Genomic DNA, 20,764 nt, shown 5'->3' on the forward strand with positions numbered 1-20,764 from the left:
AAAGTCCTCACAAATTGTGAGGGCTTTTTTTATTTAATAAAACTTTAAAAGATTTCTTTTTAAGGAATTGTATTTTTATACGTCTATAGAAAAAGAAAAAAGAAAGTCATGAAAAAGTTACTCATCGTTTTAAGCATAAGTCTATGCTTTAGTTGCCACAATCAGGCGCAATCTAATTCTAAACAACAAGAAATCATCAACGCAGAACCTGTAGAGGTTCCAATGGAAGATGGGAAAGCAAAGGCCTACTTTGCAAGTGGTTGTTTTTGGTGCGTAGAAGCGATTTACGAAAGTGTAAAAGGTGTAGATGAAGTTATTAGTGGTTTTTCCGGAGGACATACAGATGACATTACTTATGAGAAAAGCCATTCTGGTACAACAGGACATGCAGAAGCTGTTGAGGTGATTTATGATCCAGAAGTGGTGAGTTTTTCAACCTTGGTAGATATATATTTTGGTTCACAAAATCCTACCCAAGTTAATGGGCAAGAAAATGACCATGGACCACAATATCGATCAATTATCTTCTATCAAAATGATGAACAAAAGAAAATTATAGAAGATAAAAAAGCGGCACTGGCAAAACAACTCGATGCTAAAATTGCTGCCGAAGTTTATCCTTTTCAAAAGTTTTATAAAGTGTCTGATTATCACCAAGACTTTGTAAAGCGTAATCCAAACCATAGATACGTAAAAGCAGTTTCTATTCCTAGGTTAAATCGTTTTAAAGCTAAATTTTCAGAGCTGTTAAAAGACGACGAAAAGCATTAATTTAGTTACTTGTTATTTGTAATAAATACATGAATAAAGTAATATTTGAAAATAAAGCAGATTTTAATGATTGGCGTGATTTACTCTGGAATCTTTTTTCAAATATTTTAGCTTTAGTTTTGATATATGCAATCTTTTCAATTCCGAAAATTTGGGGCATTCATTGGATGGACTTTAAGTTCTTTTTAATATTAGCTTTAGGATTGCTTATTTTTTGGACCTATAGATTTTTAATACAAAAACATCTTATTTCTATTTCAATAGATGTTGATAATTCAAGATTTAAAATAGTCGAAAAACAATACTTCAAAAGACCAATTGTTTATGATTGTGATATTTCAAACACCCAATTATCAGCACTTTCAGGTGAATATATTGAAGAACCGAAATTTGAAATAAAAATTAATTCGAAAACTATTAGAATTAACCATAGACAAAAAGGGCTTTCAAAAAAGGAAGTTTTAAAACTGTATGAAAAACTTGAAAAGATTATGAATACTGAGTAAAAGTCAAGTATAAAACTTTCAAAACTCTAATAAATCAATCTTTTATATTGGAGAAGTAGAACTAATTATTTTTAGTAGCCTTAATCTCAAAAATCATAGGAAACAATTGATTTTTTATCTTATACATTCTAGATTCCGTTTTTATTAAATCAGGAAAAACATCATAAGGGCTCTCATCATGCTCATTAAGATATTCTATCTGTAAACCAGCCTCAATAAGTGCATTTACGACTTCACTCAATCCGTGATTCCAGCCATATTCCTTACTCACCATTTTAGAAGATTGGTTAGCATACGTACCTTCATATTCTTCATAAATTACTTCATCTTGGCTGTAATGGTATTTCATTTTTGGTTTACCATCCACATAATCAAACATCCAAAGAATAGGATGAAACTCTACCATATAAAATGTACCGTCAGTTTTTAAACGTTCAGCAATCATCTTAGCCCAAGGTTTTAAATCTGGCAACCACCCAATAACACCGTAACTCGTGTACACAATATCAAACGTTTTATTAATGTGTTTTGAAGTATCCAAAACATTACAACAAACAAACTTAGCATCAAGCTGCAATTCGTTATTAAGCTGCTTGGCAAGTTTTATACCTTCATCACTTAAATCTACACCAACACATTTCGCTCCCATACGTTGCCAGCTTAGGGTGTCTTGACCAAAATGGCATTGCAAGTGCAATAATGATTTGTCTTTGACATCACCTAAGGCTTCCAGTTCATAAGGCATTAAAGAGGTTTTTCCAGCTTTAAATACATCCATATTATACATTTCGCTTTGCGCATGTATCTCTACTTTCTTATTCCATGTGTCTCTATTAGTGTCAAAGTATTTATTGGTGTCTTCCATTTTTAATAACTTTTTGTTCCTTCCCTTTGTGAAGGTTGGGATGGGCTTTAAATTTGTATCTAAAATTAAAATAACTTTTTAATATGAAATCTTTTTGTCTAAGTCTGTTTTGTTTGTTATTAGTTTTTTCATGTAAATCCGAAAAAAAAGAAACCGCTACTGAAGAAGAAGTAATAGAATTTAGTATTGCTGAAAAAATTGCTAATGCTCACGGTTATAAGAATTGGAAGAATGTTGAGAAAGTAACATTTACCTTTAAAGTAGATAGAGACACTATAAAAGGTAGTGGTCGTTCTTGGGTTTGGTTTCCAAAAAACGATAGTGTTTATATGAAAGCTGGAACGCAAGAGGTTAAATACTCAAGACGTAACTTAGATAGTGTGCCAGCCAATGCAGATAAAGCCTTTATAAATGATAAGTATTGGCTTTTAGTGCCATTTCAGTTAGTTTGGGATAGGTCTGCAACCATTTCTGAGCCTAAAAAAGTAGAATCACCAATTAATAAAGAACAATTGGATATGATTTGCATCACCTATCCTAATGAAGGCGGTTACACGCCTGGTGATGCTTACGATATATATTATGATGAGGATTATTTAATTAGAGAATGGACGTATAGACAAGGAAATTCACCAGAACCAACATTAACTAATACATTTGAAAACTATAAAGATTTTAATGGTATTAAAATAGCAATAGATCATAAAAAAGATAATGGCAATTGGAACTTAAATTTCGCAGATGTTAGCATATTGCTAGAATAAATGAAATTTAAATTTTTGGCATTACTTTTGTAATCTATAATGTAAGTTTCACGTGGGTTATTTAGACTTAAAACGTATAGCTTACATTTTCCGCCATCTGGCGTCTATATATATTCAGGAGCGCTTTGTTTCAAGGCGCTTTTTTTATGCTTTTTAAATCCTTATTTTTGTTACAAACTGAAAAATAAAGCATACATTGTCCGACTACAAACTTGGTCTTGATTACGCTAGGCAACAAGACGAAACAGACGAATTATCTCAATACAGAAAGCAATTTCATATTCCAAAAGACAACGACGGAAATGAACTCATATATCTGTGTGGTAACTCACTTGGCTTACAACCAAAATCTACAAAAGATTATATAAATCAAGAACTTAATGATTGGGCAAATCTAGGAGTTGAAGGCCATACGCATGCAAAAAATCCATGGATGCCTTATCATGAGTTTTTAACTGAAGCTTCAGCAAAATTAGTAGGTGCAAAACCTATTGAAGTAGTTACAATGAACTCATTAACTGCAAACCTTCATTTTATGATGGCGTCTTTTTACAAGCCAACAAAAGAGCGTTATAAAATTTTAATAGAAAGTGATGCATTTCCATCTGATAAATACGCAGTAGAGTCACAATTGCGTCATCATGGTTTCGATGATAAGGAAGGATTATTGTTATGGAAGCCAAGAGCAGGTGAAGAGTTGCTTAACTATGAGGATTTAGAACAAATTCTTGAAACTCATGGAGATGAAATAGCACTGATAATGATTGGTGGTGTTAACTATTACACAGGGCAATTTTTCGATTTAAAACGAATTACCAAATTAGGTCATAGTTATGGTTGCATGGTTGGTTTCGATTGTGCGCATGGTGCTGGAAATGTAAAATTAGATTTGCATAATTCAGGTGCTGACTTTGCGGTATGGTGTACCTACAAATATTTGAATTCTGGACCAGGAAGTTTATCAGGTTGTTTTGTACATGAACGACATGCTTATGATAAAAGCTTAAACCGCTTTACAGGCTGGTGGAGCCATAATAAAAAAACACGTTTTAATATGCGTCATGAGTTTGATGTATTGCCTGGTGCTGAAGGATGGCAATTGAGTAATCCGCCAATTTTATCAATGGCAGCAATAAAAGCGTCTTTAGATATGTTTAACGAAGTAGGTATAGATAAACTTACAGAAAAATCTAAGAAATTGACAGGTTATTTTGAGTTTTTGTTGAAGCAATTAGGTGAGGATGTTATAAGAATTATTACACCATCAAATCCTGAAGAAAGAGGTTGTCAGCTTTCAATTCAAGTTTTAAATGCAGATAAGTCGCTGCACCAAAAACTTACTGAATCAGGTGTTATAAGTGATTGGCGCGAACCTGATGTTATACGCTGTGCACCTGTTCCACTTTACAACTCGTTTGAAGATGTGTATAAAATGGTAGAAAAGTTGAAAGAAATTTTAAATTAAACAGTCACCTCGAGCGCAGTCGAGAGGTCAAAAAAAGGTCTCGACTGCGCTCGACCAGACCACTAACATAATGAAACAAAAAGAAAACATATTAATCATTGGCGCAGGTTTATGTGGTTCACTTTTAGCACTACGTTTAGCACAAAGAGGCTATAATGTCAATGTTTACGAAAGCAGACCAGATTTACGTACAACAGACATTTCTGCAGGTCGTTCTATTAACCTTGCCTTATCAGATCGCGGATTCAAAGCCTTGCGTTTAGCTAATGTTGAAGATAAAGCGCGTGAGATTTGTATCCCAATGAAAGGTAGACTAATGCATGATACCGAAGGTAATACCTTTGCATCCAACTATTCTGGTCGTGATAACGAATACATCAACTCAATTTCAAGAGGTGATTTAAACGGCATGTTATTAACCGAAGCCGATACATACGACAATCTAACCATTCATTTTAATACCGAATGTGAAACGGTAGATTTAGATACCAATACCGTTCATTTTAAAAATCGTAATACAAATGAAGCTTTTAACGTCACTGCAGACGTTATTTTTGGTACTGATGGCGCAGGTTCAGAATTAAGAAAAAGCTACTTTTTACAACGTAAATTCTTGTTTAGTTTTTCTCAAAACTTCCTAACGCATGGATATAAAGAATTAGAAATTCCTGCAGCCAAAGACGGAAGCCATCAAATCAGTAAAGACTATTTACACATTTGGCCAAGAGGCGAATATATGCTTATCGCTTTACCTAATTTAGACGGAAGTTTTACGGTGACGTTGTTTTTAGGTCACGAAGAAGGCAAGTATAATTTCAAAGATTTAGATACAGAAGACAACATAAAAGCCTTTTTCCAAGCGCAATTTCCTGATGCATTGGAACTAATACCAAATATTGCTGAAGAATTTGCAAACAATCCAACAGGTGCTTTAGGCACTATAAAATGTTCACCTTGGTATCATAAAGGCAACACCTTAATTTTAGGTGATGCGGCACACGCAGTAGTTCCGTTTTATGGTCAAGGGATGAATGCGTCTTTTGAAGATGTTGCAGTTCTAGATAGCATAATTGACAAACATGAAGGAGATTGGGAAACCATTTTTAAAACCTACCAGTCGGTTAGAAAAGCAGATGCAGATGCTATTGGCGAATTAGCAGAAGAGAACTATTACGAAATGCGAGATCATGTTGCTAATCCAATGTTCAAAACAAAGCGCCAGCTAGAAATGCAATTAGAAAAACATTTCCCAGAGCACTATTTTTCAAAATATTCGATGGTCACATTCAATGAAAATATTGGCTATCATGAAGCTATGACCAAAGGTCGTGCGCAAGACAAAGCCATTTTAAACATGATTGCAGATAACGAGATATCGATATCAGCAGATATGACTAATGAGCAATTAGAAAAGGCTTTACATAAAGTACAAGAAAAAACTAACGATATTATAGATGATGACAACGTTGCAAAAACGATGCATCACTAAATTCCTGTGAAAGCAGGAATCTCATAAATTAAAAAAACATGAGTGAAAATAAAAATGAGGTTCCTGCTTCCGCAGGAACTAAAGTAACACCAAGAGGCGCATATCCACATGTAAAAGTGGTCGGCGATTTCATTTTCGTATCAGGAACGAGTTCAAGACGCGCAGACAATACTATTGCTGGTGTAGAACTCATTGACGAAATGAATACCAAAAAATTAGATATTGAAGTTCAAACCAGAGAAGTTTTAAAAAACATCGATAAGAATTTACAAACCGTTGGTGCCAGCTTGAAAGACGTGGTTGATGTAACTACCTTTTTAGTAAACATGAACGATTTTGCAGGTTACAACAAAGCATACGCCGAGTTTTTTGAAAAAGAAACTGGACCAACCAGAACAACAGTTGCTGTACACCAACTTCCACATCCTGATTTGTTGGTTGAGATTAAGGTGATGGCTTATAAGAAATCTTAAAAATGATTAACTTATTCCGGAAAATAAGGAAGGACATGTTTAAGAAAAAGAGTTTTCTCAGTTATGTACTCTACGCTATTGGCGAAATAGCACTAATTGTGATTGGTATCTTGTTGGCACTTTATCTTCAAAATAAAAATGAAGAAAAGAAAACGTCGAAGACAGTTACAACATCCATCAATATGTTAAAGGATGAAATATTGATTAACAAAGCAAGTATAGATAGAGTTAAAGATTACCATATTATGGTAAGAGACACAATAAGAATAATTGAAACTCCCCAAAAAGAAGAAGATATCGACTCAATTTTAAGTTTTTGGAGAGGAATGCAAACCCCTAGATTGCAAAATGCAGCTTTTCAGACTAGCATACAGTCTGGCATTGGTAAGGAATTCAATCCAGAATTACTAAAGTCTTTAAATGCCTTATACACCTACCAAGATAGCTATAATGAGTTTACAAGTCAATCCACGCAGATTTTCTTTAATTCAGATTTTTCAGATTTTACCCAATTCAATAAAATCATGGCTTCAGTTGGCATGACAATGAGTGATCTTTATTGGTACGAAAAAGAGCTTACAGAAATGTTTGATTATAACCTAAAACAAATAGATTCCTTACACCCTCAACCTTGAAAATTAAAAACTACATAAACGGAGATTTCTCGCTTCCCATTTCTAATCAGTGGATCGACAATTACAATCCTTCAAATGGTGAAGTCTATGGACAAATACCTAATTCATCAAAAGACGATGTAGAACAAGCTTTTAAAGCTGCTAAATCTGCTTTTCCTAGTTGGAGTCAAACTACTTTAGAAGAACGTAGCAGAATTCTAATTAAAATTTCAGAATTATTAGAAGCCAATTTAGACCGTTTTACTGAAGCCGAAAGTAAGGATAACGGAAAACCTGTAAGTCTTGCCAAAATGGTAGATATACCAAGAGCAGCGAGTAATTTCAGGTTTTTTGGGAATGCCATTACCCAATTTGCAAGTGAAAGCCACGAAAGCGTTGGTCAAAACGCTGTAAATTATACACTACGACAACCTATTGGTGTTGTAGGCTGCATTAGTCCGTGGAATTTACCGTTGTATCTTTTCACTTGGAAAATCGCACCAGCAATCGCTGCAGGTAATTGCGTTGTTGCCAAACCAAGCGAAGTCACACCTATGACAGCGTATTTGTTGGGTGAAATTTGTAATGAAGCAGGTTTACCTAAAGGCGTTTTAAATATTGTTCATGGTTTAGGTACTACGACTGGTCAAGCTATTGTAGAACATCCAAATATCAAAGCCATTAGCTTTACTGGAGGAACAGCAACAGGCGCACATATTGCCAAAGTTGCAGCACCAATGTTTAAAAAGTTGTCTCTAGAATTAGGCGGAAAAAACCCAAACATCATCTTTGCCGATTGCGATTATGACGATATGTTAAACACAACGGTACGTTCGTCGTTTGCTAATCAAGGTCAGATTTGTTTATGCGGAAGCCGAATTTTTGTAGAGGAAACTATTTATGACAAATTTAAAGCTGACTTTGTAAAAAAAGTAAAAGATTTAAAGGTTGGTCATCCTTCTGAAACAGATACTAATATTGGTGCTTTGGTTTCAAAACCGCATCTTGAAAAGGTCAAAAGCTACATCAAAATTGCTAAAGAAGAAGGCGCAACTGTTTTAAGTGGCGGAGACGAAGTTACTGTTGAAGGCTACGAAAACGGTTACTATTTACAACCAACAGTTATCGAAGTTAAAACAGATGATTGTCGCGTGAATCAAGAAGAAATTTTTGGACCAGTAGTCACCATTATGCCTTTTAAAACTGAAGAGGACGTGTTAGAAATGGCTAACAAAGTAAAATACGGATTATCAGCAACGCTTTGGACTAACAATCTAAAACGCACAATGCGAATGAGCAACCAATTACAAGCAGGTATTGTTTGGGTAAACACTTGGATGATGCGCGATTTACGTACACCTTTTGGCGGCGTTAAAGCAAGCGGAGTTGGTCGCGAAGGTGGTTTTGAAGCTTTACGCTTTTTTACTGAGGCTAAGAATGTATGTATAAAGTATTAATGAGATTCCTGCTTTCGCAGGAATCTCATTTAACAATATAAACTAAAAAGATTCCTGCCTACGCAGGAAGTTATTATGGACTTAAAACTAAACAACAAATACGCACTAGTTTGTGGTAGCACAGCAGGTATTGGTAAAGCAACTGCTTTAGCTTTAGCTGAAGAAGGTGCAAATATCACACTGGTAGCAAGAAACGAAGACAAGCTAAAAGCTGTTTTAGCTGAACTACCAAAACACAGAAATCATGCTTATATCGTAGCCGATTTTTCTAATCCGATGGAATTAAAAGAAAAAGTTGAAAGCTATATTAAAAACAATCACGGATTTCATGTGTTGGTAAACAACACAGGTGGACCAGCTGGTGGACCAGTTTTTGATGCGAAAATTGAAGAATTCGAAAGCGCTTTTACACAGCATTTAAAATGTAATCATGTATTGGTACAAGCTGTTGTTCCGTTTATGAAGGCTGAAGAATATGGACGTATTGTTAATGTCATTTCGACATCTGTAAAACAACCTTTAGACGGACTTGGTGTAAGCAATACTATTCGTGGTGCTGTAGCCAACTGGAGCAAAACCTTGGCTAACGAGCTTGGACAATTTGGCATTACTGTAAACAATGTATTACCTGGTGCAACTGGAACAGAACGTTTAACCGAAATCATTAAAAACAAAAGTGCTAAAACAGGCAAGACAGAAGAAGAATCTGCTAACGCCATGAAAAGCGCTGTTCCAGCAAAACGATTTGCAAAACCAGAAGAATTAGCTGCAGCAATCACCTTTTTAGCAAGTGAAATGGCAAGTTATATTAACGGAATTAACCTTCCGGTTGATGGTGGTAGAACAAAAAGTTTATAAGCCTAATATTTCAAAAATATTATTCTTAATTTTATTGAATTGATGAATCTGCGTTAAGGATTGCAGCGACATCCTTTTTTACGTCAGTTTGAGTGTTTTGCGAAAAATGAGCAAAATGTATCGAAAACAAGTAAAAAAGATATAGCGTAAAGCCTGACCCGATAGGGTAACGCCCAAAATAGTATACAATGAGCAAATTATTTCCTCCTATTAATTTTAAAGCATGGATTGAAGAAAACCGTCATTTACTTAAGCCACCGGTAGGTAATAAAGTGGTTTGGAAAGATGCCGATGTTATTGTTATGGTCGTTGGTGGACCAAATGATAGACAAGATTATCACTATAATGAAACACCTGAGTTTTTCTATCAAATTGAAGGTGATATGGTTTTAAAAGTGATTGAAGATGGTGAATCAAAGGATATTCACATAAGAGAAGGTGAAATTTTTGTCTTGCCACCCAAAGTGCCACATTCTCCGCAGCGAAGTGCAAATACAGTTGGTTTGGTTATAGAATATCCAAGACCAGAAGGTGTAAAGGATAAATTACAATGGTACTCTGATGAGGATACAAGTTTGATTTATGAAGAAGAGTTTATGCTAGATAATATAGAGACAGATATGCCTGCCATTTTTGACCGTTATAAAAATATGGTCAAAAAAGGAGCATTTAAGAAATAAGCCAAAGAATATCTAACCAACACACAATAATTACCGAAACTAAAGTTTGGTAATACCCAAAACACATGAGTAAACGCAAACTGAGAATAAACGGTCACTCACACCTTCTTCCTTATCCAGAAGAGATTCCTGAGTTTATGAAGGATAAAGGCATTTTTTGGGTCGATAAAGACCGAAAATTCATGCTTCAAAAAGATTGGAACAGACCTATTACAGATTCTAGTTTTTTCTTAAATGAAAAGTTAGCCTGGATGGAGCATTTTAAAATTGACCATGCTGTTGTTCTTAATTTGTCGCAACTCTATGGTAACGGTTTGCGTCTAGAGGAAATGAAGCAAGCCTTGCGATTTCAGAATGATTTTAATGCACGTATACAACACGATCATCCGAGTAAATTTACAACGGGTTTTGTGGTGCATCCAGGATTTGTTCGTGGTGCTTGTTGGGAAATAGAACGTTGTGTTGAGGTTTTAGGAATGCGCTTGTTATGTCTGCCAACACATTATATGGATACTATTGGAACATGGCGTTGTATTTTTGATGAAGAAAACGAACCTATTTTTGAGCTTGCCGATAAATATAATTTAGCTGTTGAGATTCACCCATATGATGGAGAAAAATTTATAAAGCTAGAAAACACGTCATGGCGTTTTCACTTAATTTGGATGCTGGCACAATGTGCTGATGCTTATCATTTTTTAACCTTAAATGGTTACTACGAAAAGTATCCTAATATGCGAATTTGTTTTGCTCATGGCGGACAGTTAGCACAGATTAATCTTGGTCGTCGTATTCAAGGGTTTGATGGAAGACCAGATTTATTTGAAGGTAAAAAGCATCCACGCAAAGCGGTAGGTCATAAAAATATCTTTTTTGATACTTTAGTACATGATACAGGTTCTTTAGAATTGCTGATAAAGAATCAGACCTCAAAACAGGTTATAATGGGATTAGATGATCCTTATCCGCTAGGCGAAATGGAAAGTGCTAAACAATCTTCGTATCCAGGTAAAATTTTAGATTTAGCTATAGAACGAAAAATTATAAATGAATCTGAACGTGATGCCATTTGGGAAGATAATGTTGTACAGTGGTTGTGTGGTGATGATGAACAGGCAAAAAAAGATCTTATAGCCAGAATTACTTCTTAGAATTACAATTTTCAAATTTTTGTCTATATTTAAATTCTAATCATCAACTATATATTATGAGAAAAATCGGAGGTTACATGATCTTTTTTGGTCTTTTTGCAATTGTGTTAAACTTTTTTGATAGAGTTCCAAGTATTTTAATGTGGATTTATGAATGGGGAGAAGGTGTGGCTTGGGCCATAAAAATAGGCTTAGTAGTAGTGGGAGCTGTTTTATTCTTTTTAGGTAAACCTGAGACTGAAGAGGTTGAATTAGAACTTCCTGAAGAACAAAAAGCAGAATAACTATCCAACTTTAAATTTTTGACATGTATTTTTTGCCAGAAGCTTTAGACAATTACGTTGTTTCACATTCTGAGCAAGAGCCTGAGTTATTACAGCAATTAACTCGGGAAACTTATCAAAAAATTTTGCAACCTATCATGCTCAGTGGTCCTTACCAAGGTAGAGTGCTGAGTATGATTTCTAAACTTGTAAATCCTAAATCTATTTTAGAATTAGGAACATTTACAGGCTATGCTACCTTATGCTTAGCCGAAGGATTGCAAGGTGATGGAGTTATTCATACTATTGACATAAATGAAGAACTTCATGATTTTCAACGAAAGTATTTTGATAAATCTGATTATGGCCATCAGATTATTCAGCATACAGGAAGCGCAATAGATATTATACCTAATCTAGATATTTCGTTTGATTTGGTGTTTATTGATGCTGATAAACCTAATTATAGCAACTATTTTCATTTGATAATTGACAAACTAAGTACAGGAGGTATTATACTTTCTGATAACGTCTTATGGCATGGAAAAGTAGTTGAACCTTTAAATGATAAAGATGTATCTACAAAAGCTGTTTTGGATTATAATACGCTTTTAAAAGAAGACAATCGGATTGAAACAGTCATGTTGCCAATACGAGATGGACTAACTATCAGTAGGAAGAAATAAAAAAAGAGCTTTACATTAATTTGCAAAGCTCTTTTTAGTTTATGATTGGTTATTATTGTACAGCTTGCAGAGCATCTATATTTCCATATCCAAAGCTACTACTTTTACTAGGGTAGAGATCTGCAGATTGTTTTAATCTGTTTAATACTTGTGTTCTAGACCAGCTAGGATACTTTGACCAAATTAATGCTGCTATACCTGCTGTAGTTGCAGTAGCAACTGATGAGCCACCTGTATACCTTCTTTGTCCTGTGTTAAATCCTAAAACTGGTGGAGCTTTACTGGTGTTGTTATCACCTTCCATAATGATTGTAAAATCTATTTTGCTTCCACTATGACATGTATCACATCTTTCATAGCTTGAGCCATCATTAACTCCAGTTACAGCAACGGTTTCGCTCATTGTTGCAGGAAAAATTACACCAAAACCATTGGTAAAACTCGTTGAGGTTCCGCCAGCAGCAAAGATTAATTTTCCTTTACTGTAGGCATATTTCACAGCATCTTTGATATTTCCTATTGACCAAACGTAACCAATGGACATGGAGATGATTTTTACATCACTTCTATTCCCTAATTGAGTTAAAGCAGCAGAAACACCTTTACGCTCATGATAATCGTTTAATAAAACATCTTCTGTTGCTCTGTAAGCTACAAGGTTTGCATTGTAAGCTACACCAACAGGCATTCCATCATTGTTTCTAGGTGCAGCCATAGTAGATCCCATTGCTGTACCATGTCCGCATTTGTCATGTGGACCATCATAGTTGCTGCTCCACCACCATGCAGAATCAATAAAAGTTCCGTATTTCTGAACAAATCTCCCTGTAGAAGCACCATCATTAAATCCTGATGAGTTTAATAAATATTGTGAAGCTGAAACACCAGTATCGATAAGACCTATAGTTACACCAGAGCCAGTACTGTGATTCCAAGCCTGAGGAATATTGTGCTCGCTAAAATGCCAGGACACCTGTGCATTATTTGGGCTTGTAGTTGTGTAGTGTGCAGAATTAATACTGTCGGGATTTTTATCACAACCTGAGCTTGAACGAAAAGCTTGTTCAGCACCATATTGATTATAGCCATTTGGCTCTAGATAGCGAACATAGTCACTCTTTCTTAACTCAATTATAGTCTCAATTTTTGTAACTTCTACATCTATTACGGTAATGATTTCATGTTCTACCAACTTTAAATCTTTCTTTTCAACAGCTTCATTATCTAATACAATATCTAATAGTGCATTTTTCTTAGATTCTAAAATAGGATCTTCTGTTTCACTGAAACTCTGACCAGGATTTCCATATCCAATGCTAAGTACATTTTGTCCATGAACAACTGCACTCCATAAAAAATGTTCATCAACTGCATTCCAGTCAAAGTCACCTGTGTTTTCTATAGTCTCGGAAATTCTCGAATTAATTTGTTCAATAGTAAGTGGATCTTCAGGAAATTGAACTGTTTCTGGTTGGGTTTCAGCATTCGTATCATCTTTAGAACATGATACTAACACTATTACAGCTAGTAGTAATAGTTTGAAAAAGTTTCTTTTCATTTAATATGATTTAGACGGTTAGTAATTGTCTAAATATATTAAATTATTCTATAAAAAATACATTAAATATTAAGGATATGATAAAAAATTAATATAAAAATAAAGAATATTTTACCCTACATGTTTCGTTTTACAGAGCCTGTAAAGTTTTCGAGATCATCTTTAACTTTATTAATTTCTTGCTGAATCTCTTTAGCGGCTTCTGTATCTACAACATTACTCTCTTTAGCACTTTTTGTAACTTCGTGTTTTATGTCGTTAGTGGCATCCCTCAAGGTTCGCATACCTTTACCTAATCCTCTTGCAATTTCTGGTAGCTTATCTGCACCAAAAACTAACACTACAATAAATAGTATAAAGACAATTTCGGTTCCACCGATGAATAATAATGTTGCTAATTGTATCACAGTGCAAATATAGAGTGACTTTATGTAATAAAAAAAACCGACTCGTTAAAGTCGGCTTTAATTTTAAATAAATTTTTCTTAATCTTTTATTTTGTTCTTAAACTTATCGAAATCACTTTCTTTAGTTTCTCTCGGCCAAGAGTTGTTAGAAGTGTCGATATCTGCAGTTTCTAAGTCTGGATCTACAGTAATTGCAACAATTTCTTTGTCTGTTGCAATTGCTCTACTTACTTCCTTGTCATTAAATCTCCAGATTTGAGCAGGATACGTGATTTTTTCTTTAGAACCATCAGCATATTCGTACCCAACAATTAGTGGCATTACTAAACCACCTGGTTTATCAAAAGTAACTTGATAGAAATATTTAGGTGATTTCTTCATGTTCTTTTGTTCTTCAGGTGTAAAATTATCCATTATGTATTCTTTTACAGTAGGAAGATCGTCCATTGATTTTCCGCTTTTTAAAGCTTCATCATAACCATCATCACCTTCGCCAATAAAGTAGACAAGTGCATTAGGATCCATATTGTAACGTTCTGCTAATTTTCTTCCGTTTTCATTAGGATTATTAGTAACCGCAAATTTCTTTACCTCTTTTATTCCAATGTCTGTATAATCAGTGGTATAAAACCAACCTCTCCAGAACCAATCTAAGTCTACAGCAGATGCATCTTCCATTGTTCTGAAGAAATCTTCAGGTGTTGGATGTTTAAACATCCAACGTCTTGCATATTCTCTAAATGAATAATCAAACAAATCGCGTCCCATAACTGTTTCACGAAGGATATTTAAACCAGTTGCTGGTTTACTGTAGGCATTACTTCCAAACTGATAGGTGTTTAAACCTTTGGTCATAATAGGTGCAATAAAATCTTGATCGCCTCCCATATATCTTACGATATTTTTAGCAGGACCTCTACGAGAAGGATATTTGTCGTGACCAGGAGAAAGCGCGGTTGGATACCACTCACCAAAATCTTGTTCTGCTACATATTGAACAAAGGTATTTAAGCCTTCATCCATCCATGTCCACTGACGCTCATCACTATTAACAATCATAGGGAAGAAGTTATGTCCAACTTCATGTATAATAACACTGATCATTCCATACTTAGTTCTATCAGAATATTTGCCATTTTCGTCTGGTCTTCCGTAATTCCAACAAATCATAGGGTATTCCATTCCTTGTCTTTGGGCATGAACAGAAATAGCTTTATGATACGGATAATCAAAGGTCATACGAGAGTAAGACTTTAATGTACTTGCTACAGCTTTTGTAGACCATTGCTCCCAAAGCGGATTACCTTCTTTAGAGTACATAGAAACAGCCATAACATCTTTGTCGCCAATTTTTACGGCCATCATATCATATATATACTTTCTAGACGTCGCAAAACCAAAATCTCTAACCATTTGGGCAGAAAGCTTCCATGTCTTTTTCTTTGTGCTTTTTGTCTTTTCATTTTTACGAGCTTCGTCTTCAGTTACAATCATTACAGGTTTGTCGTAAGATTTTTTAGCTTGGTTGTAACGCTTCATCATTTCTTTAGTGAACACTTCTTCTCTGTTGGTTAAATAACCTGTTCCGTCTAAGATATGATCTGCTGGTACTGTAATGTTAACATCAAAGTTACCGAATGGTAATGCAAACTCATCTCTTCCCCAAAACTGAGAGTTTTGCCATCCTTCAACATCGTTATACACTGCCATACGAGGATAAAATTGTGCTATAACATAAGATCTGTTATCATTTTCTTCAAAATACTCATAACCAGAGCGTCCACCATCTTTTACGTGGTCGTTGATGTTGTACCACCACTTTATTTTGAAAGAAAACTTATCTCCAGTTTTCATTGGTTTCGGTAATTCTATTCGCATCATGGTGCGATTTATGCTATGTGGTAAATCTTTACCATTAACATCTTTAACGTGTTCAATATTAAAACCACCATCAAAACGCTCTTTTAAATATGTTCCTGTAGCTCTTGAAGCTGAAGTTGCAGGACCAATACCTGAACTGCTAATTAAAGGTGTTTTAGAATCTTTAGCTCTCATGTTTTGGTCTAATTGTACCCAAAGATAGGTGAGCTCGTCTGGCGAATTATTGGTATATGTAATAGTTTCGTCACCATATAATTTGGCATTTACATCATCTATTTCTATATCCATTTTGTAGTCCGCTTGTTGTTGGTAGTAAGCAGGACCAGGTGCTCCAGAACCAGTTCTAAACATGTTTGGAGTTGCAAATTCATCATATAATTGTTTGAATTTGTTTTGGTTAGTGTGACCAAGTTTGCGCTCTGGCTTTATGTCTTCTTGTGCAAAAGCACCAGCAGAAACAAAAAGTAAAGCACCAAAGAAGTACTTGAAAATTTTCATTGCAATTAGTGTTATTTAAAAATGATTCCGAAAATAGAGAAATTAAGGCGTTTTAACAGAATTTTTAGTTAAAGTTTAACATGCACTCATCATTCTCTGGAATGAGTAAGAAACTCTTGTTTCTATCATTTAACTTTAACCTTACAATGTTCTGTTGTTCTGGAAGAATATCAAAAAGTATACGGTTAACAACTTTAATTGATTTTATGTCTTTTATATTCTCTATTTCGAGGTAGCAATAGGTAATGTCTTCCTTGTACTCTTTACCTATGAAGTTAAATTCATGAGCCTTTCCGTTAATTGAGATTTTAAGTTTGTCTTCAAGATAACGCTTCATGTATTCATCAACCAATTCAGGTTCATCATCTTCAGCAAGTGTAATGGTTTCATCATAACGTTCACGGATTAGCCTTTCAAAATCATCAATAAAAACTTGACTAATTATCTGAACAGATTCTTGCTCTTTAGCATGCTCAATGTTAGTAACGCTAACGTAATATTCATGTTTGGTGTTGCTAGAAGTTAATGTTAAGCCAACTGATAAAATAAAAATGAAGTATATTGATTTCATACGTTATATCTAATAGTTCTTTTCTAAAAACCAAAAAGTGTTCCAAAGTTAATCATTATTTGCGCTATCTAAATTCTCTCTGTAAGCTATTAATTTTTGTTGTAAAAATTCCAATAGTTTAATGTCGTTATCTTCTTTACATAAAGTAAGAAAGTTTTCATCTTCTTGAGAAAACAAAAAATATTCATCTCTTAGGTTTTTGGCGAGTGAATCATTTTCAAAAATTATTGATTCGTAATCAACTCTAAGTCTATTAATACATCTGTCTCTGTCATCTAACTCAACAATGTTTTTTAGTTTTTTTGTTCTTCCACTGATTTTGTTGAGAAGCTTATGAAAGTTAACACCAAAGCCAAGACCTAGATGTCCCCAAGAACCACCATCTGCATCGTGAAGTTTTTTTTCGTTTTGAGTAAGGGGTAACTTAGTGTTGCCAGGTATGCCGAGATCATAGAAATTAATCTCTGTTTTTGCATCTGAGTTTTCTAAATCAGACTCTAAGCTTCCTGTAAGTATTTTACCAACTACAACTTTGTCTAATGCACTAACTTTTTCATCTAATTTAATTTCTATTGCATTAGAATTTTCGTGTTGTTGCGTAATAAGGACTTCTTTGTTTTCATATATTAAGCTCGAAATAAACAAGGTGTCTGAAGCTTTAGCAAGAATGGTAAATTCACCTTTATCGTTAGATATTGTAAATTTTGAAGCAGTTTTATTTAAAATGTGGATACCCTCAACGTCGTCATTAGCAACTAGTTTGCCTTTGAGCTCTGTTCTTTGGGCTTGCAACAAAAAAACAGATAGTAATGCTACAAGACTAAAAAAGTGTTTAGTCTTTTTCACTTTTATCTTTAAGGAAAGATTTACTTAGTTGAGTAATACGCTCTAAAAACTGCATTTCTTTATCTTCGGCAAGCAATTCTTCATCAACACCCTTTTCTTCAATATAATCTATGAAAGCATCTACTTGGTCTAATGGAATATTAAAATTAGTGTGAATGTAGTTAACACTGTATTTATCTAAAGCTTCTTTAAATGGCGTTTTTTTAATAGCTTTTTCGGCATTGGTTTTTTCATCTTTTTCAATATCTGCAACTTGACTAACCAAAAAACCAGCAAGGTTTACAATGTTAAGCATGTTATCTACACGAGGATTATTTTCATTAAAAGCCACATTTTCTGCTTTGGTTTTATAATCTGCAGAAAACTCAAAATCTTCGATATGATCTAAACCAAAATAAACATAATCTAAGCTTACATTGTAGGTTCTAACATTTTCTAAATCTGCATTTATATTGCCTGTTAATCCAAAAGGTAACAGCACGACTTCATCTAGTTTGTTAACTTCTTCAACAAGAATAACGGTCATTGTTTTAGACTTAATTATATCCTCTGTAATGGTAATTGTAAAATCTTTGAATTGAAGAGCTCCAAACTCTAGAATATCGTTAAGTGCAACGCTAATTTTAAAGTCACCATTTTCATCGGTTATTGTGCCTTTATTAGAAGAAGCGTTATAAACAGTTACGCCTTGTTTGTCTTCAGAAGAAACTGAAATTCTACCATTTACAGAAACTCTTTCAATATCCTGACCAAATATTGAAATGGTTATAAAACAGCTTATAAAAAAAAGTATGTATTTCATGTTGGTTTTATTGTTTTATAAAGTTCGTGCTTATTCATCAATTTTCATAAAAAAGGCTTAATAAATCTTTGTTAAAGTGATAGATTTTGGTTTTAAAGTTTACAACTATAAATATTAAATTTGTGATATGAAATCAATTATTATAGCAAGTACGTCAACAGTTCATGGAAGTGGTTCTTTAGAATATCTTTTAGATGCATTAAAAGTTCACTTTAAGTCTGTCAATGAGATTTTATTTATTCCTTATGCAAGACCAGGTGGAATATCGCATGATGAATATACAGCCAAGGTTGCAGAGCCTTTTAAGAAAATTGGAAAAACTGTGAAAGGAATTCACACTTTTGAAGATCCTAAGAGAGCCATAAAAGATGCTAAAGGTATTTTTACAGGTGGAGGAAATACTTTTGTTTTGGTAAATCAGCTCTACAAGAATGATGTGCTAACTTCTATAAAGGATGCTGTAAATAATGGTACGCCATATTTAGGGACAAGTGCGGGAAGTAATATTTGTGGTCTCACGATGAATACTACCAATGATATGCCAATAGTCTATCCACCGAGTTTTAAAACCTTAGGTTTGGTTCCTTTTAATATCAATCCTCATTATTTAGATCCAGATCCTAATAGTAAACATATGGGTGAAACCAGAGAAACCCGAATAAAGGAGTTTCACGCTTTTAATACACAGCCTGTTATTGGTTTGCGAGAAGGAAGTTGGATTGAAGTAATAGGGAATAATCTAACATTAAAAGGTGATTTGGATGCAAGGATTTTTGAATATGGCAAGGAACCTTATGAAATTCCCAAAAATTCTGATTTAGGATTTTTAAAATAACCTATATCTTTTTTAGGAAATGGTAGCCTAATATCTCAAAGCCTTCGTTGTAATAAAACTTGTGCGAGGGATAATTTTGAACATAGGTGTTTAACTCTATAGATTGATAGCCTTTTTCTTTGCAATAGTCATGAATCCAACCCATAAACAATTTACCCAGCCCTTTGTTTCTATGTTCAGGTTTTATGTAAACATGATCTATTTCTACAGATTTTCCAATATAATGACGTGTACAGTACCATAGACCTGTTATACCAACAATATCATTGCCATTCAAAATGATAGCACATTCATAATTTTGATTTTTCATCTCGTTAAATCTTGATGATAAAACAGATTTACTGATTTTGCCTTGATTTAGATCAAAAACTAAAGGGACTATAGATTCTATCTCAGCCTTTGGTAATATTTTAAAATCGTAGTTCATTTATTTTTTTCTTATGCAAAATTAATGTTTTTCATAGTTTGAAACTACATGAGATGACTTTTCAAGAAATTATGTGTCAAACTTTTGTAAATTTATCACACTAAGACAATCTATATGAGAAGAGGTAATTTTAAAGTTAGAATTTTTATTGCTTTGGCTGTAGTAGCTTTTGCTTTTATAAGAAAATGTAGCCAAGAGGAGATTAATCCATATACAGGTAAAAAACAGGCGATTTCGTTATCTCCAGATCAAGAAATTGCGATTGGTTTACAAAGTGCGCCTGGTATGGCAAGACAACATGGTGGTTTGCATCCAAACAATCAATACCAAGCTTTGGTAGACGATGTAGGAAATAAACTTGTTAATAGTAGTGTTGCTAAAGAAACACCTTATGAGTATGAGTTTCATTTGTTGGCAGATGAAAATACAATAAACGCATTTGCGTTACCTGGAGGTCAGATTTTTATCACCTATGCTTTGTTTTCAAAATTACAAAATCAAGATCAATTGGCAGGTGTTTTAGGTCATGAGATTGGCCATGTGTTAGGGAGACACTCTAATGAGCGCATAACTAATGCTAACTTCTGGAAAGTTATTGCAATGGGTGGCTCTGCTATAGATATGGGTGGCGTGGCACAACAAATGGGACAAGGACAACTCTTAAAAAACGGTAGAGGAGATGAGTTAGAGAGTGATGAGTTAGGTGTAAAATTTATGATTGATGCAGGTTACAATCCTGAAGAAATGATTGGTGTAATGAAAATACTCAAAGCTGCTGCTGGCCCTAATCGCGTTCCAGAGTTTCAGAGCACACATCCTGATCCTGAGAATCGAATTGAAAAAATTAGAGAAGCCATTAGAAAATACAAAAATGCGTCTTAATTATTAAGACGCATT

23 protein-coding genes are annotated in these 20,764 nt (G+C 34.2%); 15 read left to right on the forward strand and 8 right to left on the reverse strand.

Annotated elements, in window-relative coordinates; genetic code table 11:
- Positions 1-108: 108 nt before the first annotated feature.
- Both msrA and ACXAFS_RS04775 read left to right on the forward strand, forming a co-directional pair.
- On the forward strand, positions 109-771 hold the full coding sequence (gene msrA, locus ACXAFS_RS04770; RefSeq protein WP_475305631.1) for a peptide-methionine (S)-S-oxide reductase MsrA: 663 nt from the start codon (positions 109-111) through the stop codon (positions 769-771).
- Between the two features lie 29 nt (positions 772-800).
- Positions 801-1,277, forward strand: a complete 477-nt coding sequence (locus ACXAFS_RS04775; RefSeq protein WP_475305632.1) for a hypothetical protein — start codon at positions 801-803, stop codon at positions 1,275-1,277.
- Positions 1,278-1,338: 61 nt separating this feature from the next.
- On the opposite strand, the gene ACXAFS_RS04780 is transcribed toward ACXAFS_RS04775, so the two are convergent.
- Positions 1,339-2,142: a methyltransferase domain-containing protein gene (locus tag ACXAFS_RS04780; protein ID WP_475305634.1), complete on the reverse strand. Its 804-nt coding sequence runs from the start codon at positions 2,140-2,142 to the stop codon at positions 1,339-1,341.
- 113 nt (positions 2,143-2,255) lie between these two features.
- Between ACXAFS_RS04780 and ACXAFS_RS04785 the strand changes: the two genes are divergently transcribed.
- From ACXAFS_RS04785 to ACXAFS_RS04835, 11 genes are all read left to right on the forward strand, one after another.
- Entirely contained in the window at positions 2,256-2,906 is a 651-nt protein-coding gene (locus ACXAFS_RS04785) for a hypothetical protein (protein ID WP_475305635.1), read from the forward strand.
- Between the two features lie 196 nt (positions 2,907-3,102).
- Positions 3,103-4,371 (forward strand): kynureninase, encoded by a 1,269-nt coding sequence (kynU, locus tag ACXAFS_RS04790; protein WP_475305636.1) that lies wholly within the window; start codon positions 3,103-3,105, stop codon positions 4,369-4,371.
- Positions 4,372-4,441: 70 nt separating this feature from the next.
- Entirely contained in the window at positions 4,442-5,860 is a 1,419-nt protein-coding gene (locus tag ACXAFS_RS04795) for an FAD-dependent oxidoreductase (protein ID WP_475305637.1), read from the forward strand.
- A gap of 38 nt (positions 5,861-5,898) precedes the next feature.
- Positions 5,899-6,333 carry a RidA family protein gene (locus ACXAFS_RS04800; RefSeq protein ID WP_475305639.1) on the forward strand — a complete coding sequence of 145 codons (435 nt, stop codon included), beginning with the start codon at positions 5,899-5,901 and terminating at the stop codon, positions 6,331-6,333.
- A 35-nt stretch (positions 6,334-6,368) separates the two neighbouring features.
- Complete coding sequence (locus ACXAFS_RS04805; protein ID WP_475305640.1) at positions 6,369-6,968, forward strand: hypothetical protein; 600 nt, start codon at positions 6,369-6,371, stop codon at positions 6,966-6,968.
- Complete coding sequence (locus ACXAFS_RS04810; protein WP_475305641.1) at positions 6,965-8,404, forward strand: aldehyde dehydrogenase; 1,440 nt, start codon at positions 6,965-6,967, stop codon at positions 8,402-8,404. The genes ACXAFS_RS04805 and ACXAFS_RS04810 overlap by 4 nt, the downstream gene beginning before the upstream one ends.
- Before the next feature lie 75 nt (positions 8,405-8,479).
- Positions 8,480-9,262, forward strand: a complete 783-nt coding sequence (locus tag ACXAFS_RS04815) for an SDR family oxidoreductase (RefSeq protein ID WP_475305643.1) — start codon at positions 8,480-8,482, stop codon at positions 9,260-9,262.
- A 188-nt stretch (positions 9,263-9,450) separates the two neighbouring features.
- Positions 9,451-9,942: a 3-hydroxyanthranilate 3,4-dioxygenase gene (locus ACXAFS_RS04820; RefSeq protein ID WP_475305644.1), complete on the forward strand. Its 492-nt coding sequence runs from the start codon at positions 9,451-9,453 to the stop codon at positions 9,940-9,942.
- A 65-nt stretch (positions 9,943-10,007) separates the two neighbouring features.
- Positions 10,008-11,093 carry an amidohydrolase family protein gene (locus ACXAFS_RS04825; protein WP_475305645.1) on the forward strand — a complete coding sequence of 362 codons (1,086 nt, stop codon included), beginning with the start codon at positions 10,008-10,010 and terminating at the stop codon, positions 11,091-11,093.
- A gap of 56 nt (positions 11,094-11,149) precedes the next feature.
- Positions 11,150-11,377: a hypothetical protein gene (locus tag ACXAFS_RS04830; RefSeq protein ID WP_475305646.1), complete on the forward strand. Its 228-nt coding sequence runs from the start codon at positions 11,150-11,152 to the stop codon at positions 11,375-11,377.
- Between the two features lie 23 nt (positions 11,378-11,400).
- Positions 11,401-12,042 carry an O-methyltransferase gene (locus tag ACXAFS_RS04835; RefSeq protein ID WP_475305648.1) on the forward strand — a complete coding sequence of 214 codons (642 nt, stop codon included), beginning with the start codon at positions 11,401-11,403 and terminating at the stop codon, positions 12,040-12,042.
- 52 nt (positions 12,043-12,094) lie between these two features.
- Here the strand turns inward: ACXAFS_RS04835 and ACXAFS_RS04840 are convergent, their stop codons facing one another.
- The 6 genes from ACXAFS_RS04840 to ACXAFS_RS04865 form a co-directional block, all read right to left on the reverse strand.
- Positions 12,095-13,600, reverse strand: a complete 1,506-nt coding sequence (locus tag ACXAFS_RS04840) for a S8 family peptidase (RefSeq protein ID WP_475305649.1) — start codon at positions 13,598-13,600, stop codon at positions 12,095-12,097.
- A 116-nt stretch (positions 13,601-13,716) separates the two neighbouring features.
- Entirely contained in the window at positions 13,717-14,007 is a 291-nt protein-coding gene (locus ACXAFS_RS04845) for a Sec-independent protein translocase subunit TatA/TatB (protein ID WP_475305650.1), read from the reverse strand.
- Between the two features lie 78 nt (positions 14,008-14,085).
- A complete protein-coding gene (locus ACXAFS_RS04850; protein WP_475305652.1) occupies positions 14,086-16,386 on the reverse strand; it encodes a M1 family metallopeptidase in 2,301 nt (766 codons plus the stop codon).
- Between the two features lie 64 nt (positions 16,387-16,450).
- A complete protein-coding gene (locus ACXAFS_RS04855; RefSeq protein ID WP_475305653.1) occupies positions 16,451-16,957 on the reverse strand; it encodes a DUF6702 family protein in 507 nt (168 codons plus the stop codon).
- Positions 16,958-17,005: 48 nt separating this feature from the next.
- On the reverse strand, positions 17,006-17,803 hold the full coding sequence (locus tag ACXAFS_RS04860; RefSeq protein ID WP_475305655.1) for a carboxypeptidase-like regulatory domain-containing protein: 798 nt from the start codon (positions 17,801-17,803) through the stop codon (positions 17,006-17,008).
- A complete protein-coding gene (locus tag ACXAFS_RS04865) occupies positions 17,790-18,605 on the reverse strand; it encodes a peptidase associated/transthyretin-like domain-containing protein (protein ID WP_475305657.1) in 816 nt (271 codons plus the stop codon). Before ACXAFS_RS04865 ends, ACXAFS_RS04860 begins: the two co-directional genes overlap by 14 nt.
- 127 nt (positions 18,606-18,732) lie before the next feature.
- Between ACXAFS_RS04865 and pepE the strand changes: the two genes are divergently transcribed.
- The gene (pepE, locus tag ACXAFS_RS04870; RefSeq protein ID WP_475305658.1) at positions 18,733-19,440 is read left to right on the forward strand and encodes a dipeptidase PepE; all 708 of its coding nucleotides are present in this window, start codon (positions 18,733-18,735) and stop codon (positions 19,438-19,440) included.
- Between the two features lies 1 nt (position 19,441).
- Here pepE and ACXAFS_RS04875 read toward each other — a convergent pair whose 3' ends face one another.
- Positions 19,442-19,867 carry a GNAT family N-acetyltransferase gene (locus ACXAFS_RS04875; protein ID WP_475305659.1) on the reverse strand — a complete coding sequence of 142 codons (426 nt, stop codon included), beginning with the start codon at positions 19,865-19,867 and terminating at the stop codon, positions 19,442-19,444.
- Positions 19,868-19,981: 114 nt separating this feature from the next.
- On the opposite strand from ACXAFS_RS04875, the gene ACXAFS_RS04880 reads away from it, so the two are divergent.
- Positions 19,982-20,749 (forward strand): M48 family metalloprotease, encoded by a 768-nt coding sequence (locus tag ACXAFS_RS04880; protein ID WP_475305660.1) that lies wholly within the window; start codon positions 19,982-19,984, stop codon positions 20,747-20,749.
- The last annotated feature ends 15 nt before the right edge of the window (positions 20,750-20,764 follow it).

The sequence above is a fragment of the Winogradskyella sp. ABM4_392 genome (assembly GCF_056160445.1).